This window comes from Nitratireductor alexandrii (assembly GCF_004000215.1).
GTDB classification, from domain to species: Bacteria; Pseudomonadota; Alphaproteobacteria; order Rhizobiales; family Rhizobiaceae; genus Mangrovimarina; species Mangrovimarina alexandrii.
This window is the reverse complement of sequence record NZ_RBVY01000006.1, coordinates 160836-178857: the sequence shown is the minus strand read 5'-3', so window position 1 is coordinate 178857 and position 18022 is coordinate 160836. Positions and strand designations below refer to the sequence as shown.

Genomic DNA, 18022 nt, shown 5'->3' with positions numbered 1-18022 from the left:
TTAGAGTATCAAAGGGCCGTGGCGTCATTGCCCCAAAAAATTTTGAAAGTCTTTTCAAGGCGCTTCTGCCGGTTGAACCTTATGCGCGACCGCGATTTGCTGCACAATCGCAACGCTGGGGTGAAGGCTCCGGCCAATTCGCGACGATGGGAGAGGACGGCGAGGAATGGCGGCAAGTGAAGGACGTTTGACAACGCATGTGCTCGACACGGCGACCGGCAAGCCGGCGGCCGGCCTGTCGATCGCCCTCTATCGCATCGAGGGCGAACGCCGCACCCATCTCAAGACCGTCTCGACCAATGCTGACGGGCGCTGCGACGCGCCGATGCTGGCCGGCGACGCGTTCGCGACCGGTCGGTACGAACTGGTTTTCTTCGCCGGGGACTATCTGCGGGCCAACGGTGCGGAGCTGCCGGAGCCGGCCTTTCTCGACGAGATCCCGTTGCGTTTCGGCATGGCCGAACCGAGCCATTATCACGTGCCGTTGCTGCTGTCGCCCTACGGCTACTCGACCTACAGGGGCAGTTGACCGATGACTGAGATCCGCTCCGAAATCCGCTTCATGCTGAACGGCGTCGAAACCGCGCTGTCGGATGTGCGCGCCGACGAAACCCTGCTCGATTACCTGCGCCTCAGGCGCGCGCTCCGAGGCACCAAGGAGGGCTGCGCGGAAGGCGATTGCGGCGCCTGCACGGTTCTGGTCGGCCGCCTGACCCCGGACGGCCTGATCTATGAAAGCGTCAATGCCTGCATCCGCTTCCTCGGCTCCGTCAACGGATGCCACGTCGTCACGGTGGAACACCTGAAGGGACAGGATGGCGGGCTGCACCCCGTGCAGCAGGCGATGGTCGATTTCCATGGCTCGCAATGCGGTTTCTGCACGCCGGGCTTCGTCATGTCGCTCTACGCTCTTTGGATGCGCCGCACCGATCCGACCGAGGCCGATATCGAGAAGGCGCTGCAGGGCAATCTGTGCCGCTGCACGGGCTACCAGCCGATCGTCAAGGCCGCGCGCGCGATCTCCAGTTATGGCCGCGTCGAGACCGATGTGCTGGCCAGCGAGCGTGCGCGCGTGGAAGCCACGCTCAACGCGCTCAAGGACGGGGCGCGCGTGGAAATCGGCCAAGACGGGCAGCGTCTCGTCATTCCGGCCAGCGTCGAGGATCTGGCCGCGGTTCTAGAGGCCGAACCCGAGGCGACCATCGTCGCCGGCTCGACCGATGTCGGGCTTTGGGTGACCAAATTCATGCGCGAGATCACGCCGGTGGTGTTCATCGCCCATCTGGACGAGTTGCACACCGTCACCGAAACAGACGGCGCCGTCTCGGTCGGCGCCTGCGTGTCCTACACCGAAGCGTTCTCGGCCCTGTCGCGCCGCATCCCGGCCTTCGGTCCGCTGATCGATCGGATCGGCGGCGAGCAGGTGCGCAATATGGGCACGATCGGCGGCAACATCGCCAACGGCTCGCCGATCGGCGACACGCCGCCGCCGCTGATCGCGCTCGGCGCTACCGTGACCCTGCGCAAGGGCGAAAGCCGGCGCACCATCGCGCTCGAGGATTTCTTCATCGATTACGGCAAGCAGGACCGGCGGCCGGGCGAGTTCGTCGAGCGTATCGATGTGCCGGTGCCCGGCGAGGGCACGCATTACGCCGTCTACAAGCTGACCAAGCGCCGCGACGAGGACATTACCGCCGCGCTCGGCGCGTTCCATCTGACGCTCGCCGCCGACGGCACGGTGGCGGCGGTGCGAATTGCTTATGGCGGCATGGCGGCGACGCCCAAACGCGCCACCGCGGTGGAGGCCGCGCTCGCCGGAAAGCCGTGGTCGAGCGAGACGGTGGAGGCCGCGCTCGACGCCTATGGGAAGGACTTCGCGCCGATCAGCGACATGCGCGCCTCGGCCGACTATCGGATGCTGGCCGCCCGCAACCTGCTGCGCCGGTTCCATCTGGAGACGACGAGCGGCTTGCCAGTGCAGGTGTCGCGTTACGAGGCGGCCTAGGCCAAGGGAGAGACCGATGAACAAGCACGCCACGGCCGACCTCAAAGCGACCCGCATTCTGGGCGGCGTCGCCACCGACCAGCGCCACGATTCCGCCCACAAGCACGTCACCGGCACGGCAATCTATATCGATGACATGCCCGAGCCGGCAGGGCTGTTGCACGCCTGCCTCGGCCTGTCGACCGTGGCGCACGGCACGATCCGTTCGATCGACCTGTCCGCCGTGCGCGCCGCGCCCGGCGTGATCGACGTGTTGACCGGGCACGACATGCCCGGCTCCAACGATATCAGCCCGACGGGCCGCGCCGACGAACCGGTGCTCGCCACCGATACCGTGCATTTTTTCGGCCAGCCGCTATTCGCGGTGATTGCCGAGAGCCGCGAGCAGGCCCGGCGCGCCTGCCGGCTGGCGAAGATCGACTATGACGAGAAACCCTTCGTCACCGATATCTGGGACATAGATCGCCGGGCGGGCAAGCTGGTCACCGATCCGCTGACGCTCAAGCGCGGCGACGCCGCGGCCGCGATCGAGACCGCGCCGCGGCGCATCAAGGGCACGATGCGGCTTGGCGGCCAGGACCATTTCTATCTCGAGGGCCAGATCGCCCTGGCCGTACCGGGCGAGGACACGGACGTCACCGTCTTTTCCTCGACCCAGCATCCGAGCGAGGTCCAGCACATGGTGGCGCATGTGCTGGGCGTGCCCTCGCATGCCGTCACCGTCGAAATCCGGCGCATGGGCGGCGGTTTCGGCGGCAAGGAGACGCAAGGCAACCAGTTCGCCGCGATCGCAGCCGCGGCGGCCAAGAGGCTCGGCAGGGCGGTCAAGATCCGGCCCGACCGCGACGACGATATGGCTGCGACCGGCAAGCGGCACGATTTCGTCATCGACTACGAGGTCGGTTTCGACGACGAGGGCACCATCCTGGGCGTCGACTATTTTTACGCCGCCCGTTGCGGGTTTTCCTCCGACCTGTCCGGCCCGGTGACGGACCGGGCGCTGTTTCACTGCGACAACACCTATTATTATCCGGCCGTACGCGCCCAGTCGGCGCCGCTCTACACCAACACCGTCTCCAACACGGCGTTTCGCGGTTTCGGCGGCCCGCAGGGCATGATCGGTTGCGAGCGTGTGGTCGACGAGATCGCTTTCGCGCTCGGCAAGGACCCGCTGGAGATCCGCAGGAAGAATTTCTACGGCACCAGCGATCGCAACGTCACGCCCTACCATCAGACGGTGGAGGACAACATCATCCACCGGCTCGTCGACGAGCTCGAGAAGAGCGCCGACTATCAGGCCCGGCGGCGCGCGATCGCCGATTTCAACGCCGGCTCGCCGGTGATCAAGCGCGGACTGGCGCTGACGCCGCTGAAATTCGGCATCTCCTTCACCGCGACCCATTTCAACCAGGCGGGCGCGCTGGTGCATGTCTATGCCGACGGATCGGTGCATCTCAACCATGGCGGCACCGAGATGGGGCAGGGGCTCTATGTCAAGATCGCGCAGATCGTGGCCGAGGAGTTCCAGATCGACATCGATCACGTCAAGATCACCGCGACCACGACCGGCAAAGTGCCCAACACCTCGGCGACGGCGGCCTCTTCGGGCTCCGACCTCAACGGTATGGCCGCGCAGGCCGCCGCGCGCACGATCCGCGACCGGTTGTGCGATTTCGCCGCCGAGAAATACGGTGTGCCGCGCGAGCAGATCGAGTTCCTGCCCAACCGGGTCAGGGTCGGCAACCAGGAGATCGCGTTCGGCGAGTTGACCCAACAAGCCTATATGGCCCGCGTCCAGCTTTCCGCGACCGGCTTTTACAAGACGCCGAAGGTGCGCTGGGACCGCGACAAGGGTGAAGGCCATCCGTTCTATTATTTCGCCTATGGCGCGGCCTGCGCGGAAGTCTCGATCGACACGCTGACCGGCGAATACGTCGTCGAGCGCGCCGACATCCTGCACGAGACCGGACGGTCGCTGAACCGGGCGATCGACATCGGCCAGATCGAGGGTGGTTTCATCCAGGGCATGGGCTGGCTGACGACGGAGGAACTCGTCTGGGACGACAAGGGCCGGCTGCGCACGCACGCACCCTCGACCTACAAGATCCCGCTCGCCTCGGACCGGCCCAAGGTGTTCAACGTCACGCTGGCCGACTGGCCGGAGGCGCATGAGCCGACCGTGCACCGGTCCAAGGCGGTCGGCGAGCCGCCTTTCATGCTGGCGATGAGCGTTTTCCACGCGCTGTCGGATGCGGTGGCGAGTGTGGGCGAACACACGGTCTGTCCGCGTCTCGACGCGCCAGCGACACCCGAACGGGTGCTGATGGCGGTCGAGCGCGTGCGTGCCCAAACCGCGGCCTAGCCGGGGATCGCCGACAGGGGCATCTCGGGTTAGAATTACGACCATGACGAAGACGGCCACCAGCCTGAAAGCCTTTCTCGACGCCCATCCGGCGGCGGCGAAGGTCGAGGTGAGCGCGGCGAAGGGGTCGACGCCGCGCGAGGCGGGAGCATGGATGCTGGTCGCGCCGGAAAGGATTTTTGGCACGATCGGCGGCGGCCAGCTCGAATTCATGGCGATCGACGAGGCGCGGGCCCTGCTGCGCGCGGCGCCGGCAGCGGAGGCTGAACGGGAGAAGGCGCTCGACATTCCGCTCGGTCCCGAAATCGGGCAATGCTGCGGCGGCCGGGTCGGCCTGTCGATCGAGCGGGTCGACCAGGGCTTGCGCGACCGGCTTCTCGCGCGTGCCCGGGCCGAGGATGACCGCTTGCCGCGCGTGCTCGTTTTCGGCGGCGGCCATGTCGGCCGGGCGCTGGCGGAAACGCTCGTGTTGTTGCCGGTGCGCGCGACGGTGGTGGAGACCCGCGCCGAGGCCATCGCCGGTTTTCCTGCCGATGTCGAAACCCGCCTGAGCGCCGTGCCGGAGGAGCTCGTGCGTGCGGCGTCCGCCGGAACCGCCTTCGTCGTTCTGACGCACGACCACGCGCTCGATTTCCTGATCGTGTCAGAGGCGCTAAAGCGCGGCGACGCCGCTTATGTCGGCATGATCGGTTCGGCGACAAAAAAGGCGACCTTCAGGAGCTGGTTCCTGAAAACCGCTGGCGGCAGCGCGGCCGCGTTGTCGCGGCTGGTAACGCCGATTGGCGGCGACGGCGTGCGCGACAAGCGCCCTGCCGTGATCGCGGCCCTGGCTGCGGCGGAGATCATGACGGCTCTCGTGGCCGCGTTTCAGCCTTCCTCCTCCGCCTCACGCTGATCAGCAGCGAAACCAGGAAAAACAGCATGAAGCCGGGGATCGCCGAGGCGATGGCCGAGGCGGCTGCCCCCATTTCGCAGCCGCCCGATGCGCCCGGCGTGGCGCAGGCGGGATCGAACGCATAACCAAGCGCGAGCACGCCGAGGAAAATCACCACGGGCAGGACGAGAAACCCGACAAGGCCGGTGAGGGCGGCTTTGGCGATGATACGGGCCATGGGGTTCCTCCCGTGCCGCCGGCAGGCGCTCAGCGACCGTCGAGAATGTCGCGGATCATGCGCTGGCAGCGCTCGGCCATGAAATCGAGCAGCAGGCGGACCTTGGGGTCCTGGTATTTCTTGTGCGGATAGACGGCGGCGAGCTGAACCGGGATCGGCGGCGTGTCGGTCATAATGGTCGTCAGCCGTCCATCGCGCAGAAAGGGCTCGACCTCGAAGCGCGGCTTCATGACGATGCCGTGGCCGGCGAGCGCCCAGCCGGTCAGCACGTCGCCGTCATCGGAATCGTAAGGGCCGCGCACGTCCAGCTTGCGCGGGCCGTCGGGCGTGCGCACGGTCCAGAAATGCTCGCGTGCGCCGGGATAGCGCAACATCAGGCAATCATGCGCCAGAAGGTCGTCCGGGCTTTGCGGCTCACCGCGCTTGGCCAGATAGGACGGGGCAGCGACCAGCACCCGCTCGCATTCCAGGACGCCGCGCATGCGCAGGCTGGAATCTTCCAGCACGCCGAGCCGGAAGGCGACGTCGATGCCCTCGCGCATCATGTCGACATCGTGATCGGACAGTCTGAGCCGCACCTCGATGTCGGGATAGCGCTCGCGGAATTCGGGAATGCCGGAGGCGAGCAGCCGGCGGCCGAGGCCGAGCGGCGCGGTGACGCGAATCGTGCCGCGCGGCTGGCCCGACAAGGCGCTGACGGCGGCCTCGGCGTCGGCGACCGCGTCGAGCACCTTCTTGGCGCCGTCGTAAAAGACCCGGCCCTGCTCGGTCGGGGTGAGTTGGCGCGTGGTGCGATTGAACAGGCGCACGCCCAGATGTTTTTCCAGCTCCTTGATGCGGTTGGAGGCGACGGCCGGAGAAATGCGCATGTCGCGCCCCGCGGCCGACAGATTGCCGAGCTCCACCACGCGAACGAAAACGGCGACATTGTCGAGATAGGCCATGACGTGCCCCGATGCGATCTGGATGACAGGAGCGGAGACTATTATTATCCAGATTTTTTTGAAAGTGCTCGGTGACTGTGCCTCTTTTCGTTTGCGGCCGAGCCCGTAAAGTCGCCCGGACGAGGAGGGCATGCGCCGATGTACGATCTTGCGGTTTTCTGGGATTGGCTGAGCTTCGCGATGCGATGGCTGCACGTGGTCACGGGCATCGCGTGGATCGGCTCGTCATTCTATTTCGTCGCGCTCGATCTCGGCCTGCGGCAACGGCCGAACCTGCCGGAAGGCGCTTTCGGCGAGGAATGGCAGGTCCACGGCGGCGGCTTCTACCATATCCAGAAATATCTGGTCGCGCCGGCCGAGATGCCCGAGCATCTGACATGGTTCAAATGGGAGGCCTATGCCACCTGGCTCACCGGTTTCGCCATGCTCGCCATCGTCTACTACGTCGGCGCCGACCTTTATCTGGTCGACCGCAACGTGCTCGACGTGTCGGCGGGCACCGCGATCCTGATCTCGCTCGCCTCGCTGACGGTGGGCTGGGTCCTCTACGACCAGCTCTGCAAGTCGCCGCTGGCCAACAACGACACCACCTTGATGCTGGTTCTGTTCGTTATCCTGGTGGCGATGAGCTGGGGCTACACGCAGCTTTTCACCGGCCGTGCGGCTTTTTTGCATCTGGGCGCCTTCACCGCCACGATCATGTCGGCCAACGTGTTCATGATCATCATTCCCAACCAGAAGATCGTGGTCGCCGACCTGATCGCCGGCCGCAAACCGGACCCGAAATACGGCAAGATCGCCAAGACGCGTTCGCTGCACAACAACTACCTGACCCTGCCGGTCCTGTTCTTGATGCTGTCGAATCACTATCCGCTGGCGTTTGCGACCGAATTCAACTGGATCATCGCATCGCTGATTTTCCTGATCGGCGTCCTGATCCGGCATTATTTCAACACCGTGCACGCCAGAAAGGGCAATCCGACCTGGACCTGGGCTGCGGCGACGATCCTGTTCATCATCATCATGTGGCTGTCGACCGTTCCCAAAGTCCTGACCGGCGAGGACAAGGCTGCGGCCGCGGCGGAACCCTTCATCGCTTCGGCGCATTTTCCCGCCGTGCGCGACACCGTTCTTGGCCGCTGCTCGATGTGCCATACGGCGGAGCCGGTCTATGAAGGCGTCTATATCACGCCGAAGAATGTCCGGCTCGACACCGATGCCACGATCGCGGATCGGGCGCGCGAGATCTATCTGCAGGCCGGGCGCAGCCACGCCATGCCGCCCGGGAACGTCACCTACATGACCGAAGAGGAGCGAGCCTTGATCGTTTCGTGGTTCGAAGGGGCGCGCGGATCAGGACAATGAGCGAGATTCTGATCAGAGGGCGGGTGCTCTCCTTCCTGCGCGAGCCGGTGGCGGCCGACGATCTGGCGGCCTGCCGGTACGAGGAAGACGGAGCGGTGTTCGTCAAGCGCGGCGCCATTGTCGCGGTCGGCGATTTTGCGACCGTGTCGGCCGTGGCCGGCGACGCGCCGGTTGCCGATCACCGGCCTCATCTGGTGCTGCCGGGCTTCATCGACGCCCATGCGCATTTTCCGCAGATGCAGATCATCGCCTCCTACGGGGCGGAATTGCTCGACTGGCTGAACAATTACACTTTTCCCGAGGAGACGAAATTTTCCGACGCCCAGCACGGGCGCCGGATCGCGCGGCTGTTCCTCGACGACATGATCCGCCACGGCACGACGACGGTGGCCGCCTATTGTTCGGTGCATGCAGCCTCCGCGGAGGCGTTTTTCGAGGAAAGCCATTCCCGCGACATGCTCAACATCGCCGGCAAGGTGATGATGGATCGTAACGCGCCCGAAGCCCTGACAGACACGCCGCAATCGAGCTATGACGATACCAAGGCGCTGATTGCGCATTGGCACGGCAAGGGCCGACAGCTTTATGCAATCACGCCGCGCTTTGCGATCACCTCGTCGCCGGAACAGATGGAGATGGCCCAGGCGCTGGCAGCGGAACATCCCGGCTGCCATGTCCAGTCGCATCTGTCGGAAAACCACGCTGAGATCCGCTGGACCGAACAGCTCTACCCGCAGGCGAAGGACTACACCGACGTCTATGCCCGCTACGGGCTGTTGGGACGCAAGAGCCTGTTCGGCCATTGCATCCACCTGACCGATCGCGAGGCCGACGCAATGTCGGAAACCGGCTCGGTGGCGGTGTTCTGCCCGACCTCCAATCTCTTTCTCGGCTCGGGTCTGTTCGACTATCAGCGCTACCGCAAGCGCGAACGGCCGCTGCACGTGGCGGTGGCGACCGATGTCGGCGGCGGCACCAACTATTCCATGCTCAGGACGCTGGACGAGGGCTACAAGGTGATCGCGCTCCAAGGCGAGAAACTCAATCCTCTGGCCTCCTTTTGGCAGATGACGCGCGGCAATGCCGAGGCGTTGTCGATCGCCGAGCGGGCCGGCACGCTCGACGCGGGCACCGACGCAGATATCGTCGTGCTCGACGCCTGGGCGACGCCGACGATGCGTACCCGCATGGAAACGATCGAAACATTGTCGGAGGAACTGTTTCTCTTGCAGACGCTCGGAGACGACCGCGCCGTACGCGAGGTCTATATCGCCGGCCGGGCCGCCAAGCTCGGCGGCTAAGGCCGGCCCGCAGTCAGGCCGAGGCGTGGATCGCGGGCGCGGCGGTGGCTTTACCGGGACAGGCACCTTGCCGCGTGCGGACGAACCCTTCATAGCGCGCATTGGAGGGAGAATGCCCAGACTTGCCGCGAATCTGACGATGCTGTTCACCGAGGTACCGTTTCTGGACCGGTTCGAGCGCGCCGCGCGTGCCGGCTTCACTGCGGTCGAATTCCTGTTTCCCTACGAGCATGACGCTCGGGCGATCGCCGTAGCGCTCGACCGCAACGGGCTCGACCTGGCGCTGTTCAACACGCCGCCCGGCGACTGGGCGGCGGGCGAACGCGGGCTCGCGGTCGACCCGCGCGAACGTTCGCGGTTTCGCGAGGCTCTTTCCCTGGCGCTCGATTATGCCGCCGTGCTCGGCGCGCCGCTGATCCACTGCATGGCCGGCGTGGCGCCCAAGGAGATCGACCGCCGCGAACTGGAGGATAATTTCGTCGACAATCTCGTCCATGCCGCCGCCGAGGCCGCCCGGCGCGGTGTGCGGATCGTGATCGAGCCGCTCAACCGGTTCGACATGCCTGGCTATTTTCTGGAAACCATGGCCGAAGCGGCCGCGATCCTCGACCGGGTCGGTTCGGACAATCTTTTCCTGCAATACGACATCTACCACCAAAGCCGCACCGGCGGCGAGATCGTGGCGACGTTCGAGCGCCATCGTGCGCGGATCGCCCATGTCCAGATCGCCGGCAATCCGGGGCGCCACGAACCCGATCGCGGCGAACTTGACTATCGCGCCGTTCTGGCGGCGCTCGACGCGCGCGGTTATTCGGGTTTCGTCGGCTGCGAATACCGGCCGGCGGGACGGACCGAGGACGGGCTCGGCTGGGCGCGGGACTATCTCGAAAAGCAGGGCTGAACCGGTACGCGCCGGTTTCGACCCGACCTAACCGGCGACGTCGATGACGCCGCAATCGCCGGCCTCCGAGCCGAAGGCGACGCGGCGGCCTTCACCGTCCCAGTCCAGTGCGGTGATCGCGCCTTTGCCCGGCCGCCGCAGCAGCACTTCCTTCTGATCGGCGATGCGCCCGGCCAGCACCATGCCGTCGCTGAAGCCGATGGCGACGAATTCGTCGGTTGGATGGCAGGCGACCGCAGTGACCATGGTATCGGCGCGCGTGCCGAGTTCGACCGGCGCCTTGCCCATCGGCCCGTCCTTGCCGGAAAACGGCCACACGATCGCGGCCGGCGCGCCGGAGGTGGCCAGCCAGCGACCCTTCGCGGCCCAGGACCAGGATTTCACTTTGGCTGGATAGCCGCTCATGCGCATGTGCTTGCCGTCGGCGAGTTTCCAGCCATGCAGCGCGTTTTCCTGCATGGTGGTGACGACAAAATTGCCGTCCGGGGAAAAGGTGATACCGGTGTGAGCGCCGTCCCAGGTCAGGTCCACCGGCGTGCCGTCGGCGGCGGGAAAATGCAGCGTCGCGCCGTTGTAGCGGGCGACGCCGATGCGCATGCCTTTCGGCGCAAAGGCGACGCCTTCCACCGAGCGGGGGTGGGCGAAGTCGCGCAGGCGCCCGTCGGCGAAACGCACATAGGCGGTGCGGCCGGAGGCAAACGCCACCGCGCCCTGGGGGCCGCCGGCCAGTGCGGTAACCCATTTGCGGCCGATCGAGGCGAGTTCGCGTAGATCGCCCTCAGGCGTCACGGCGCAGACGCGTCCGTCCTCGCCGGCGGTCAGAAGCATCTTGCCGTCGCCGGCCGGCGCGGCCGCCAATAGCCCGTCATGCGCCTCGACCGCCTTGTGTCCGTCGTCGAGCCGGTGGACGGTCCCGTCGGCGAGCGCGAAATGGGGTATGCCGGCGATCCAGCGGGCGGCCACGCAATGGCCGTTGAGGTCGAGAGGGGCGACAGTGGGCATAAGGTGTCGGGGGTCCTGGGTCTGTGCGGTCTGCGGCGCCCCGGTCCGGGAGGCGCCGGCGCCAAAGCGAGGTCGGGCGTCAGGCCTGGCACGCCTCGAAGGTGCGCTTCAGCCGTTCGGCGTCGAGGTCGCGGCCGATGAAGACGAGCCGGCTTTCGCGTTTTTCGTCGTCGCGCCAGGCACGCTGGTGGTCGCCCTCCACGATCATGTGCACGCCCTGCACCACGTAGCGCTCGTCGTCGCCGGCAAGCGCGATAATGCCCTTCAGCCGCAAGATGTTCGGGCCGTCGATCTGGGTCGTCTTCTCGATCCAGGGAAAGAATTTCTTCGGATCGAGCGCGCCGCCGCGCAGGGAGATCGACCGCACCGAGACGTCGTGGATTGGCGACGCGTCGTGATGGTGATGATGATCGTGGCCGGCATGGTCGCCATGATCGTGATCGCAATCGGGTCCGCAGGCGTGGTCGGGGTGGCCGTGATCGAGAAAATGCGGGTCGTTGTCGAGCGCGCGCGTCAGGTCGAAGGCGCCCCGATCGAGCACCTCGGAAAGCGGCAGTCCGGCGCGGGTCGCGCGGTGGATGCGCGCCGACGGGTTGATCGCGCGGATGGTCGCCTCGACCGCTGCCAGTTCGTCCTCGTCGACCAGGTCGGTCTTGTTGACAACGACCACGTCGGCGAAGGCGATCTGGTCCTCGGCCTCGCGGCTGTCCTTCAGCCTGAGCGGCAGGTGCTTGGCGTCGACCAGCGCCACAACGGCATCGAGCCGGGTCTTGGCGCGCACGTCGTCGTCCATGAAAAAAGTCTGCGCCACCGGCACGGGATCGGCCAACCCGGTGGTTTCGACCACGATGGCGTCGAACCGCCCGGGCCGGCGCATCAGCCCTTCGACGACGCGGATCAGATCGCCGCGCACCGTGCAGCACACGCAGCCATTGTTCATCTCGTAGATTTCCTCGTCGGATTCCACGATCAGTTCGTTGTCGATCCCGATCTCGCCGAATTCGTTGACGATGACGGCGTAACGCTTGCCGTGGTTTTCGGTGAGGATGCGGTTGAGCAGCGTGGTCTTGCCGGAACCGAGATAGCCGGTCAGCACGGTGACTGGAAGTTGGGTTTGCGTATCGGACATCAAGTCCCCCGGGGAGCGAATTGCGGATCGGTTTCCATATAGGATGGCGGCCGATCCAATGCACGCCGGCAGCGGCGAAACAAGGTCCGAATCTCGCCGGCCTTTCCGTTGTCAGGCAAGATCGGCGAGATCGAAGCGGTCGACATCCGCAAGCAGGTCGACAAATCCGCGCGCGGCGTGATCGAGCAGGCGTTCGCCGGCCGCCGCGCTGGCAGCGGCGGCATCGCCGACCACGCCGTGCGGCGAGAGGTCCCGCATCGTCCAGCCGAACGCGTGCGGACCGTAGGCGCGCAAATGGGTGAAACGGGCGGCGAACCTCTCCTGCGCGGACGCGAATGTCGCGGCCTTTTCCATGTCGACCAGATCGGGCCGCAGCGCCAGCATCACCGATGTCTCGACAAAGCCGCCGTGAATGCCTGAGGCCCGTTCCGTCTCGCCGACCAGGCCCTCGGGATATCCGAAACGCGTCCAGCTCGTGGCGACCGCCAGCATCGTTTCGCGCACCCGCAATTCGGTGGCGACGATCGTCATCAGCGGCGAGTTGCCGCCATGCGCGTTGAGCATGACGAATTTCCGGCAGCCGCGCGCGGCCTGTTCGGCGCCGATCGCGATCCAGCGTTCCACCGCCTCGCCATAGGTCAGGCTTTCGGTGCGGCCGAGGTCGAGATGTTCGATCGAATACCCGACCGGCTCGACCGGCAGCCACGTCACGTCGATGTTTTCCGGCAGCATTTGGGCGGCGCGGACCGCGACCGCCTCGGCGATGATCGTGTCGGTTTCGGGGGGCAGATGGGGGCCGTGCTGCTCGCTCGCGCCGAGCGGCAGGACCGCGATGGTTTTGCCGGTGCGGGCGCGTGCAGGCTCGACTTTGCCGGCTTCACTGTTTGTCATGGAACTGCAATCAACCTCTGCCATAAGTTCGTCGGCGAATTAGTCGGCCGGTTTTCATGCTGCCTTTTCGCGTGTCGAAAACCAGACGCCCGGGCCCGTCGCGACCGGTGTCGGACACTAGATCGATTGCGGCGAACTTGGGAGGGGCGAATGGCCAAAACGGAAAAGGGCGTGGCGATCAGCCGCCTGCAATCGACGGCGCGGCTGGTTCGCACCTCGCTCGCCGCGCGCCTGCTCGATCACGGCTTTTATGCCGGCCAGGACCAGATCATGCTCGCGCTCGCGCACGAGGACGGCCAGACGCCGGGCCAACTCGCCAACCGGCTCGGCGTGCGTCCGCCGACCATAACCAAGACCATCAACCGGCTCCAGGCGCAGGATTTCCTATTCAAACGCCCGTCCGACCACGACGCCAGACAGGCCCATATCTTCCTCACCGAGACTGGGCGCGATGCGATCAAGGCGATCGAGAAATCGGTGCGCAAGACCCAGAAGATCGCGCTCAAGGGGCTCGACAAGAAGGAGCAGAAGGCCTTCTTGAAAATGCTCGCGCGTATTGAAGACAATCTCTCCGGCACGGCACGGATTTCGGGTGCTGAACGGGGCGAGTTTGGGGAAGAGGCGGTCGAGGATCTATAAGCCGCTTGACCTGTCGCGGTCCCGCGCAAGGCACTCGAAAAGCGGTCCTTCGGAGCGCGTCGCCCTCATCCCGCGGCCTCGCTGCGCTGCGTTCCGGTCGCCAGCGCGGGCGGCGGGTGCGGCTGTACTCGGCCTCGGCGCCGACCGCGGGACCTGGCTCGCTGTCGAAAAGGCTTTGAAATGCCGTGGGGCGATGGCATAAGCGCGATTAAACGGTTTAAACGACCCGGGCGGATCGTCGGGAGGGGCGTTCTGGCGCAGAAAATCAAGCTTTCGACCATCGCCGAGGCACTCGGCGTGTCCACGGCGACGGTGTCGCTGGCGCTGCGGGACAGTCCGCTGGTCGCCGACGCCACACGCGAACGCATCAAGGACCATGCGCGCGCGATCGGCTACATCTACAATCGTCGCGCGGCCAGCCTGCGGACCTCGCGATCCGGTATTGTCGGCGTTGTCGTGCACGACATCATGAACCCGTTCTTCGCCGAAATCCTGCGTTCGATCGAGAGCGAACTCGACCGCAGCCGGCAGACATTTTTGTTGTCCAACCACTACGACCAGCTCGAAAAGCAGCGGACCTTCGTCGATACGCTGCTTCAGCTCGGTGCCGACGGCGTCATCATGTCGCCGGCGATCGGCACGCCGCGCGAGGATATCCGGCTGATCGAGGAAAACGGCCTTCCAGCCGTGCTGATCGCCCGCTCGGTCGAGGGTGCGGAGGTGCCTGTGTTTCGCGGCGACGACGCCTACGGAATCGGGCTCGCCACCAATCATCTGATCTCGCTCGGCCATCGTCGCATCGCCATGATCGGCGGCACGGATCAGACCTCGACTGGCCGCGACCGCTACCAGGGTTACGTCGCGGCGATGGAAAAGGCCGGTCTCGTCGTCGCGCCGCACTGGCGCATTCCGGGGCCGCGCACTAAGCAGAGCGGTTTCGAGGTGGCCGGGCAGTTTCTGGCCCTGCCGGACAAGCCGACCGCGGCCGTCTGCTGGAACGACCTGGTGGCGATCGGGCTGATGAACGGCATTGCGCGTGCCGGGCTGGTGCCGGGCGTCGACATCTCGGTCACCGGCTACGACGACCTTGAGGAGGCGGCGATCGCGACGCCGGCCCTGACCACGGTGTGGAACGGCCAGCGCGATGTCGGCCGCCGCGCGGCGCGGGCCTTGCTCGACAGGTTGAACGGGGTTCCTGTCAGCGCGTCGCAAGAACTGATTAAGCCGGAGCTGCATGTGCGGCAATCGACCGGCAAACCTGTCGAGCGAGACTGAGATCACAACGCTCGCGCTGCCTGTCGGGCAGCGCGGTTTTACGGCAAATCGACATAATTACGGCCCCCGCCGTGAGGCGGGAGCCGGGCATTGCTAACGGTTTTGGGCGAAGCCGCCCATCCCGTACCGCGCGCCGCAGGCGCTACATGGTGTCGACCCGATCGCACAGGGCGACGGTCACCGTGCCGTAGGAGCCGCGGCTTTCCATCGCGCGCTCGCAGGCCGCCTTGATCTCGTCGCGGTCCTCCTTGCCGAGCGCGGCGAAGATTTCCCTCACCTCGTCGTCCGACCGGATTTCGGCCATCGTGTCGTCGGTGAAGAAACCGCCCATCACGTCGGCGTTTTCCTCATACATCATGCGCTCGTCTTCGGATTTGAAGTTCGGTCCCGAACCGGCCTTCGACGTGGCGCTGGTGGTCTGGGCGAGCGCGCCGCCGGCTGCGAGTCCGATGGCAAGCGCGGTGGCGGTGATGATCTTAAAGGTCATATCAGTCCTCCTTTCATCGTGTTGGACTGCCCGGTCAACGTGGGCGACCGGCGGGTCGTTCCTGAATTTTCCGATCACGGTTTCGCGAGCGGGAGCGGCAGGCGATGCTTGCCGGGCGCGTGCGCTATGCCTACGGTGTCGGCGCAACTTCAACGAGAAGACGGGTCGTGATTTCATGCGCGATATTTCCATCCTGGTGCCGGGCAAGCTGCACGACCATGCCGTCAAGCGGATCTCGGACGCGTTCCGGCTGGTGCCTCTCGAGACCTCCGATCCTGGCCTGTTGAGCGGGCGCTCGGCCGACGCCGTTCGCGGCATCGCGGCGATGACCACGATCGACGCGGCGTTCATCGACGCGCTGCCGAACCTGGAGATCATCGCCAATTTCGGCGTCGGCTACGATGCCGTGGACGCGGGCCACGCCGCGTCGAAAAAGATCATGGTGACCAACACGCCGGACGTCCTCAATGAGGAGGTCGCCGACACCGCGGTCGGATTGCTGCTCAACACGGTGCGCGAATTCACGAAGGCCGAGGCCTATCTGCGCGCCGGCCGGTGGGCGCGGGAAGGGGGCTATCCGCTGACGGCATCGACCCTGCGCGGCCGTCGGGTCGGCATATTCGGCCTAGGACGCATTGGCCAGGCGATCGCGCGCCGGCTGGAGGCCTTCGGCCTGCCGATCGCCTACCACAACCGGCGACCGGTCGCCGGCGTCTCCTACACCTATCACGACACGTTGCGTGGTCTCGCCGAGGCGGTCGACGTGCTCGTCTCGGTGGCTCCAGGCGGGGCGCAGACGCACAAGATCGTCAACGCCGAGATTTTCGAGGCGCTCGGTCCCGACGGCGTCTTCATCAATATCGGGCGCGGCAGCACGGTAGACGAGCAGGCGCTGATCGCGGCGCTTGCGGCCGGTACCATACGGGCCGCCGGTCTCGATGTCTTTGCCGACGAACCGCATGTGCCGCAGGCTCTGCTCGACCTCGACAACGCGACGCTGCTGCCGCATGTGGGCTCGGCCTCGCGGGCAACGCGGCAGGCCATGGCCGACCTGGTGGTCGACAATCTGCTTGCCTGGTTCGACGAGGGGCGCGTTCTGACCCCGGTTCCCGAAACCGCCGGGCTTGCCGCGACGCGAAGGGGTTAACCTTTCGTTAACCCCTTCGCACCACCTTCGATGGCGGGGGTACAAGCAAGGATGATTCGCGGTGAAGCTGTTTTCCGTGCTCGTCATGGCGCTTGCCGCCACGGCCGGTCTTTATGTCACGTCGCAAAGGGCGCCGGACAGCGCGGCGCAAGAAGTCACCGACGCGCCTGACGGCCACTATTCGCTCTATCGGGTCGGCGGCGCCGAGCGGTGCCTGGTCGAACGGGCGGGCGCTGCGGCGCAGGGTCGGTTCCGCCTCGTCCTCGAACCCGGTTGCGGCAAACTCGACAAACGGTTCGCACAGGTTCGTTTCGGCCGCGACGAGGGCAACGGGCTTTTGAGCTTCTTGTCGGAGGATGGCACGCCGGTGGTCGAGTTCGCGGTCGCCGACGGGATCGCCTACGAATCCGTTCGGCCGGAAGCGCCGATCTTTCAGCTTCTTTCCCGGTTCTGACCACAGCGTCATAGGACGCTGTGGCCGCAGGAGCCTATTCGGCGGCCGTTCGCGCATGGCCGCGCTTGGCCACATAGGTGCGCACGGCCGCGCCGAACGCCTCGAAGATGCGGCGTGAGGCGCCGTCGGTCCCGACCCAGTATTCGGGATGCCATTGCACGCCGACCGCGAAGCCCTTGGCACCCAGAACCGAAACGGCCTCGACCGTGCCGTCCTCGGCCACCGCCTCGATCCCGAGCCGCGGCGCAAGCCGGCCGACTGCTTGCCGGTGAACCGAATTGACCTCGATCGCGCCGGCTTCGAACAGATCGGCCAGGCACGACCCTTCTGTGAAGCTGACGCGGTGGCGAATGGCGAAGCGATCGTCCTGGAACTCGCTCGGCGGGGCGCGGTGGTCCATGATGCCGGGGCGTTCCTGGATCTCGGTCGCCAGCGTTCCGCCAAGCGCGACGTTCAATTCCTGGATGCCGCGGCATATGGCGAGCAGCGGCACGGCGCGTTCGATCGCCTTGCGGATCAGCGGCAGCGTGGTGGCGTCGCGGGCCTCGTCGTAGGGGCCGTTGCGCTCGCTGGCGTCGCCGCCGTAGAGCGCGGGGTGCACATTGGTCTTGGACCCGGTGATCAGCACGCCGCCGACCTGGTCGAGCAAGGCGTCGAAATCGATGCGCTCCCCGAAGCAGGGCAGAAGCATCGGCAAGACGCCGGCTCCCGACAGGGCGGCCTCGATGTATTGCTGCGGCGTGGCGTGCCATGTGTAGCGGTCGAAGACGCGCACATCGGTTGAGACGGCGACGAGAGCCGGGTGCATTTCATCCATCCTATGCCGGTCGCCCCAGGGCGGTGTCAGACGCCGCCCGGAGCAGGTTGCGTATCGCCCCAGGGTCCGGCTGAGCCACGCGAATGAGCCGGAATCTAACCGTCTTTGCCATCACTTCCAACCGCTCTGTGGCGCAATTGCGGCGAATGCGCTGCGTGTATTGATACGGGTCGGAGTCGGGTGTAACGGGG

At 65.8% G+C, this 18022-nt stretch carries 18 protein-coding genes; 11 read left to right on the top strand and 7 right to left on the bottom strand.

The window, feature by feature from the left end; all coding sequences use genetic code 11:
• Positions 1-166 precede the first annotated feature (166 nt).
• The 4 genes from uraH to xdhC are packed head-to-tail and all read left to right on the top strand — an operon-like array spanning position 167 to position 5262.
• The gene (uraH, locus tag EP380_RS15355) at positions 167-529 is read left to right on the top strand and encodes a hydroxyisourate hydrolase (protein ID WP_106571985.1); all 363 of its coding nucleotides are present in this window, start codon (positions 167-169) and stop codon (positions 527-529) included.
• A gap of 3 nt (positions 530-532) precedes the next feature.
• On the top strand, positions 533-2005 hold the full coding sequence (xdhA, locus tag EP380_RS15350; protein ID WP_127599230.1) for a xanthine dehydrogenase small subunit: 1473 nt from the start codon (positions 533-535) through the stop codon (positions 2003-2005).
• A gap of 16 nt (positions 2006-2021) precedes the next feature.
• Positions 2022-4367 (top strand): xanthine dehydrogenase molybdopterin binding subunit, encoded by a 2346-nt coding sequence (gene xdhB, locus EP380_RS15345; protein ID WP_127599229.1) that lies wholly within the window; start codon positions 2022-2024, stop codon positions 4365-4367.
• 43 nt (positions 4368-4410) lie between these two features.
• Complete coding sequence (gene xdhC / locus EP380_RS15340; RefSeq protein ID WP_127599228.1) at positions 4411-5262, top strand: xanthine dehydrogenase accessory protein XdhC; 852 nt, start codon at positions 4411-4413, stop codon at positions 5260-5262.
• On the opposite strand, the gene EP380_RS15335 is transcribed toward xdhC, so the two are convergent.
• Positions 5210-5479, bottom strand: a complete 270-nt coding sequence (locus tag EP380_RS15335) for a hypothetical protein (protein ID WP_127599227.1) — start codon at positions 5477-5479, stop codon at positions 5210-5212. The two genes, xdhC and EP380_RS15335, sit on opposite strands and share 53 nt — an antisense overlap.
• Positions 5480-5508: 29 nt before the next feature.
• Positions 5509-6423, bottom strand: a complete 915-nt coding sequence (locus tag EP380_RS15330; RefSeq protein WP_106571980.1) for a LysR family transcriptional regulator — start codon at positions 6421-6423, stop codon at positions 5509-5511.
• Between the two features lie 138 nt (positions 6424-6561).
• Here EP380_RS15330 and EP380_RS15325 point away from each other — a divergent pair, with 138 nt between their 5' ends.
• The 3 genes from EP380_RS15325 to otnI all read left to right on the top strand — a co-directional run bounded on the left by EP380_RS15325 (position 6562) and on the right by otnI (position 9990).
• Positions 6562-7788 carry a urate hydroxylase PuuD gene (locus EP380_RS15325; protein ID WP_106571979.1) on the top strand — a complete coding sequence of 409 codons (1227 nt, stop codon included), beginning with the start codon at positions 6562-6564 and terminating at the stop codon, positions 7786-7788.
• On the top strand, positions 7785-9089 hold the full coding sequence (gene guaD / locus EP380_RS15320; RefSeq protein ID WP_106571978.1) for a guanine deaminase: 1305 nt from the start codon (positions 7785-7787) through the stop codon (positions 9087-9089). The genes EP380_RS15325 and guaD overlap by 4 nt, the downstream gene beginning before the upstream one ends.
• A gap of 112 nt (positions 9090-9201) precedes the next feature.
• Entirely contained in the window at positions 9202-9990 is a 789-nt protein-coding gene (gene otnI / locus EP380_RS15315; protein ID WP_127599226.1) for a 2-oxo-tetronate isomerase, read from the top strand.
• A 27-nt stretch (positions 9991-10017) separates the two neighbouring features.
• Here otnI and EP380_RS15310 read toward each other — a convergent pair whose 3' ends face one another.
• The 3 genes from EP380_RS15310 to EP380_RS15300 form a co-directional block, all read right to left on the bottom strand.
• Positions 10018-10992 carry a WD40 repeat domain-containing protein gene (locus EP380_RS15310; RefSeq protein WP_127599225.1) on the bottom strand — a complete coding sequence of 325 codons (975 nt, stop codon included), beginning with the start codon at positions 10990-10992 and terminating at the stop codon, positions 10018-10020.
• Between the two features lie 79 nt (positions 10993-11071).
• Positions 11072-12121 (bottom strand): CobW family GTP-binding protein, encoded by a 1050-nt coding sequence (locus tag EP380_RS15305; protein ID WP_106571975.1) that lies wholly within the window; start codon positions 12119-12121, stop codon positions 11072-11074.
• 111 nt (positions 12122-12232) lie between these two features.
• Entirely contained in the window at positions 12233-13012 is a 780-nt protein-coding gene (locus EP380_RS15300) for a creatininase family protein (protein WP_127599224.1), read from the bottom strand.
• A 150-nt stretch (positions 13013-13162) separates the two neighbouring features.
• Here EP380_RS15300 and EP380_RS15295 point away from each other — a divergent pair, with 150 nt between their 5' ends.
• Both EP380_RS15295 and EP380_RS15290 read left to right on the top strand, forming a co-directional pair.
• On the top strand, positions 13163-13651 hold the full coding sequence (locus tag EP380_RS15295) for a MarR family winged helix-turn-helix transcriptional regulator (protein ID WP_127599223.1): 489 nt from the start codon (positions 13163-13165) through the stop codon (positions 13649-13651).
• Positions 13652-13903: 252 nt separating this feature from the next.
• Positions 13904-14926, top strand: coding sequence for a LacI family DNA-binding transcriptional regulator (locus EP380_RS15290; protein WP_106572091.1), 1023 nt, complete (start codon positions 13904-13906; stop codon positions 14924-14926).
• Between the two features lie 142 nt (positions 14927-15068).
• On the opposite strand, the gene EP380_RS15285 is transcribed toward EP380_RS15290, so the two are convergent.
• Positions 15069-15413, bottom strand: a complete 345-nt coding sequence (locus EP380_RS15285; RefSeq protein ID WP_127599222.1) for a hypothetical protein — start codon at positions 15411-15413, stop codon at positions 15069-15071.
• A 175-nt stretch (positions 15414-15588) separates the two neighbouring features.
• On the opposite strand from EP380_RS15285, the gene EP380_RS15280 reads away from it, so the two are divergent.
• On the top strand, positions 15589-16560 hold the full coding sequence (locus tag EP380_RS15280) for a 2-hydroxyacid dehydrogenase (RefSeq protein ID WP_127599221.1): 972 nt from the start codon (positions 15589-15591) through the stop codon (positions 16558-16560).
• 61 nt (positions 16561-16621) lie between these two features.
• Positions 16622-17014 carry a hypothetical protein gene (locus tag EP380_RS15275; RefSeq protein WP_127599220.1) on the top strand — a complete coding sequence of 131 codons (393 nt, stop codon included), beginning with the start codon at positions 16622-16624 and terminating at the stop codon, positions 17012-17014.
• Positions 17015-17048: 34 nt separating this feature from the next.
• On the opposite strand, the gene EP380_RS15270 is transcribed toward EP380_RS15275, so the two are convergent.
• Positions 17049-17822: a gamma-glutamyl-gamma-aminobutyrate hydrolase family protein gene (locus EP380_RS15270; protein ID WP_127599219.1), complete on the bottom strand. Its 774-nt coding sequence runs from the start codon at positions 17820-17822 to the stop codon at positions 17049-17051.
• Between the last annotated feature and the right edge of the window lie 200 nt (positions 17823-18022).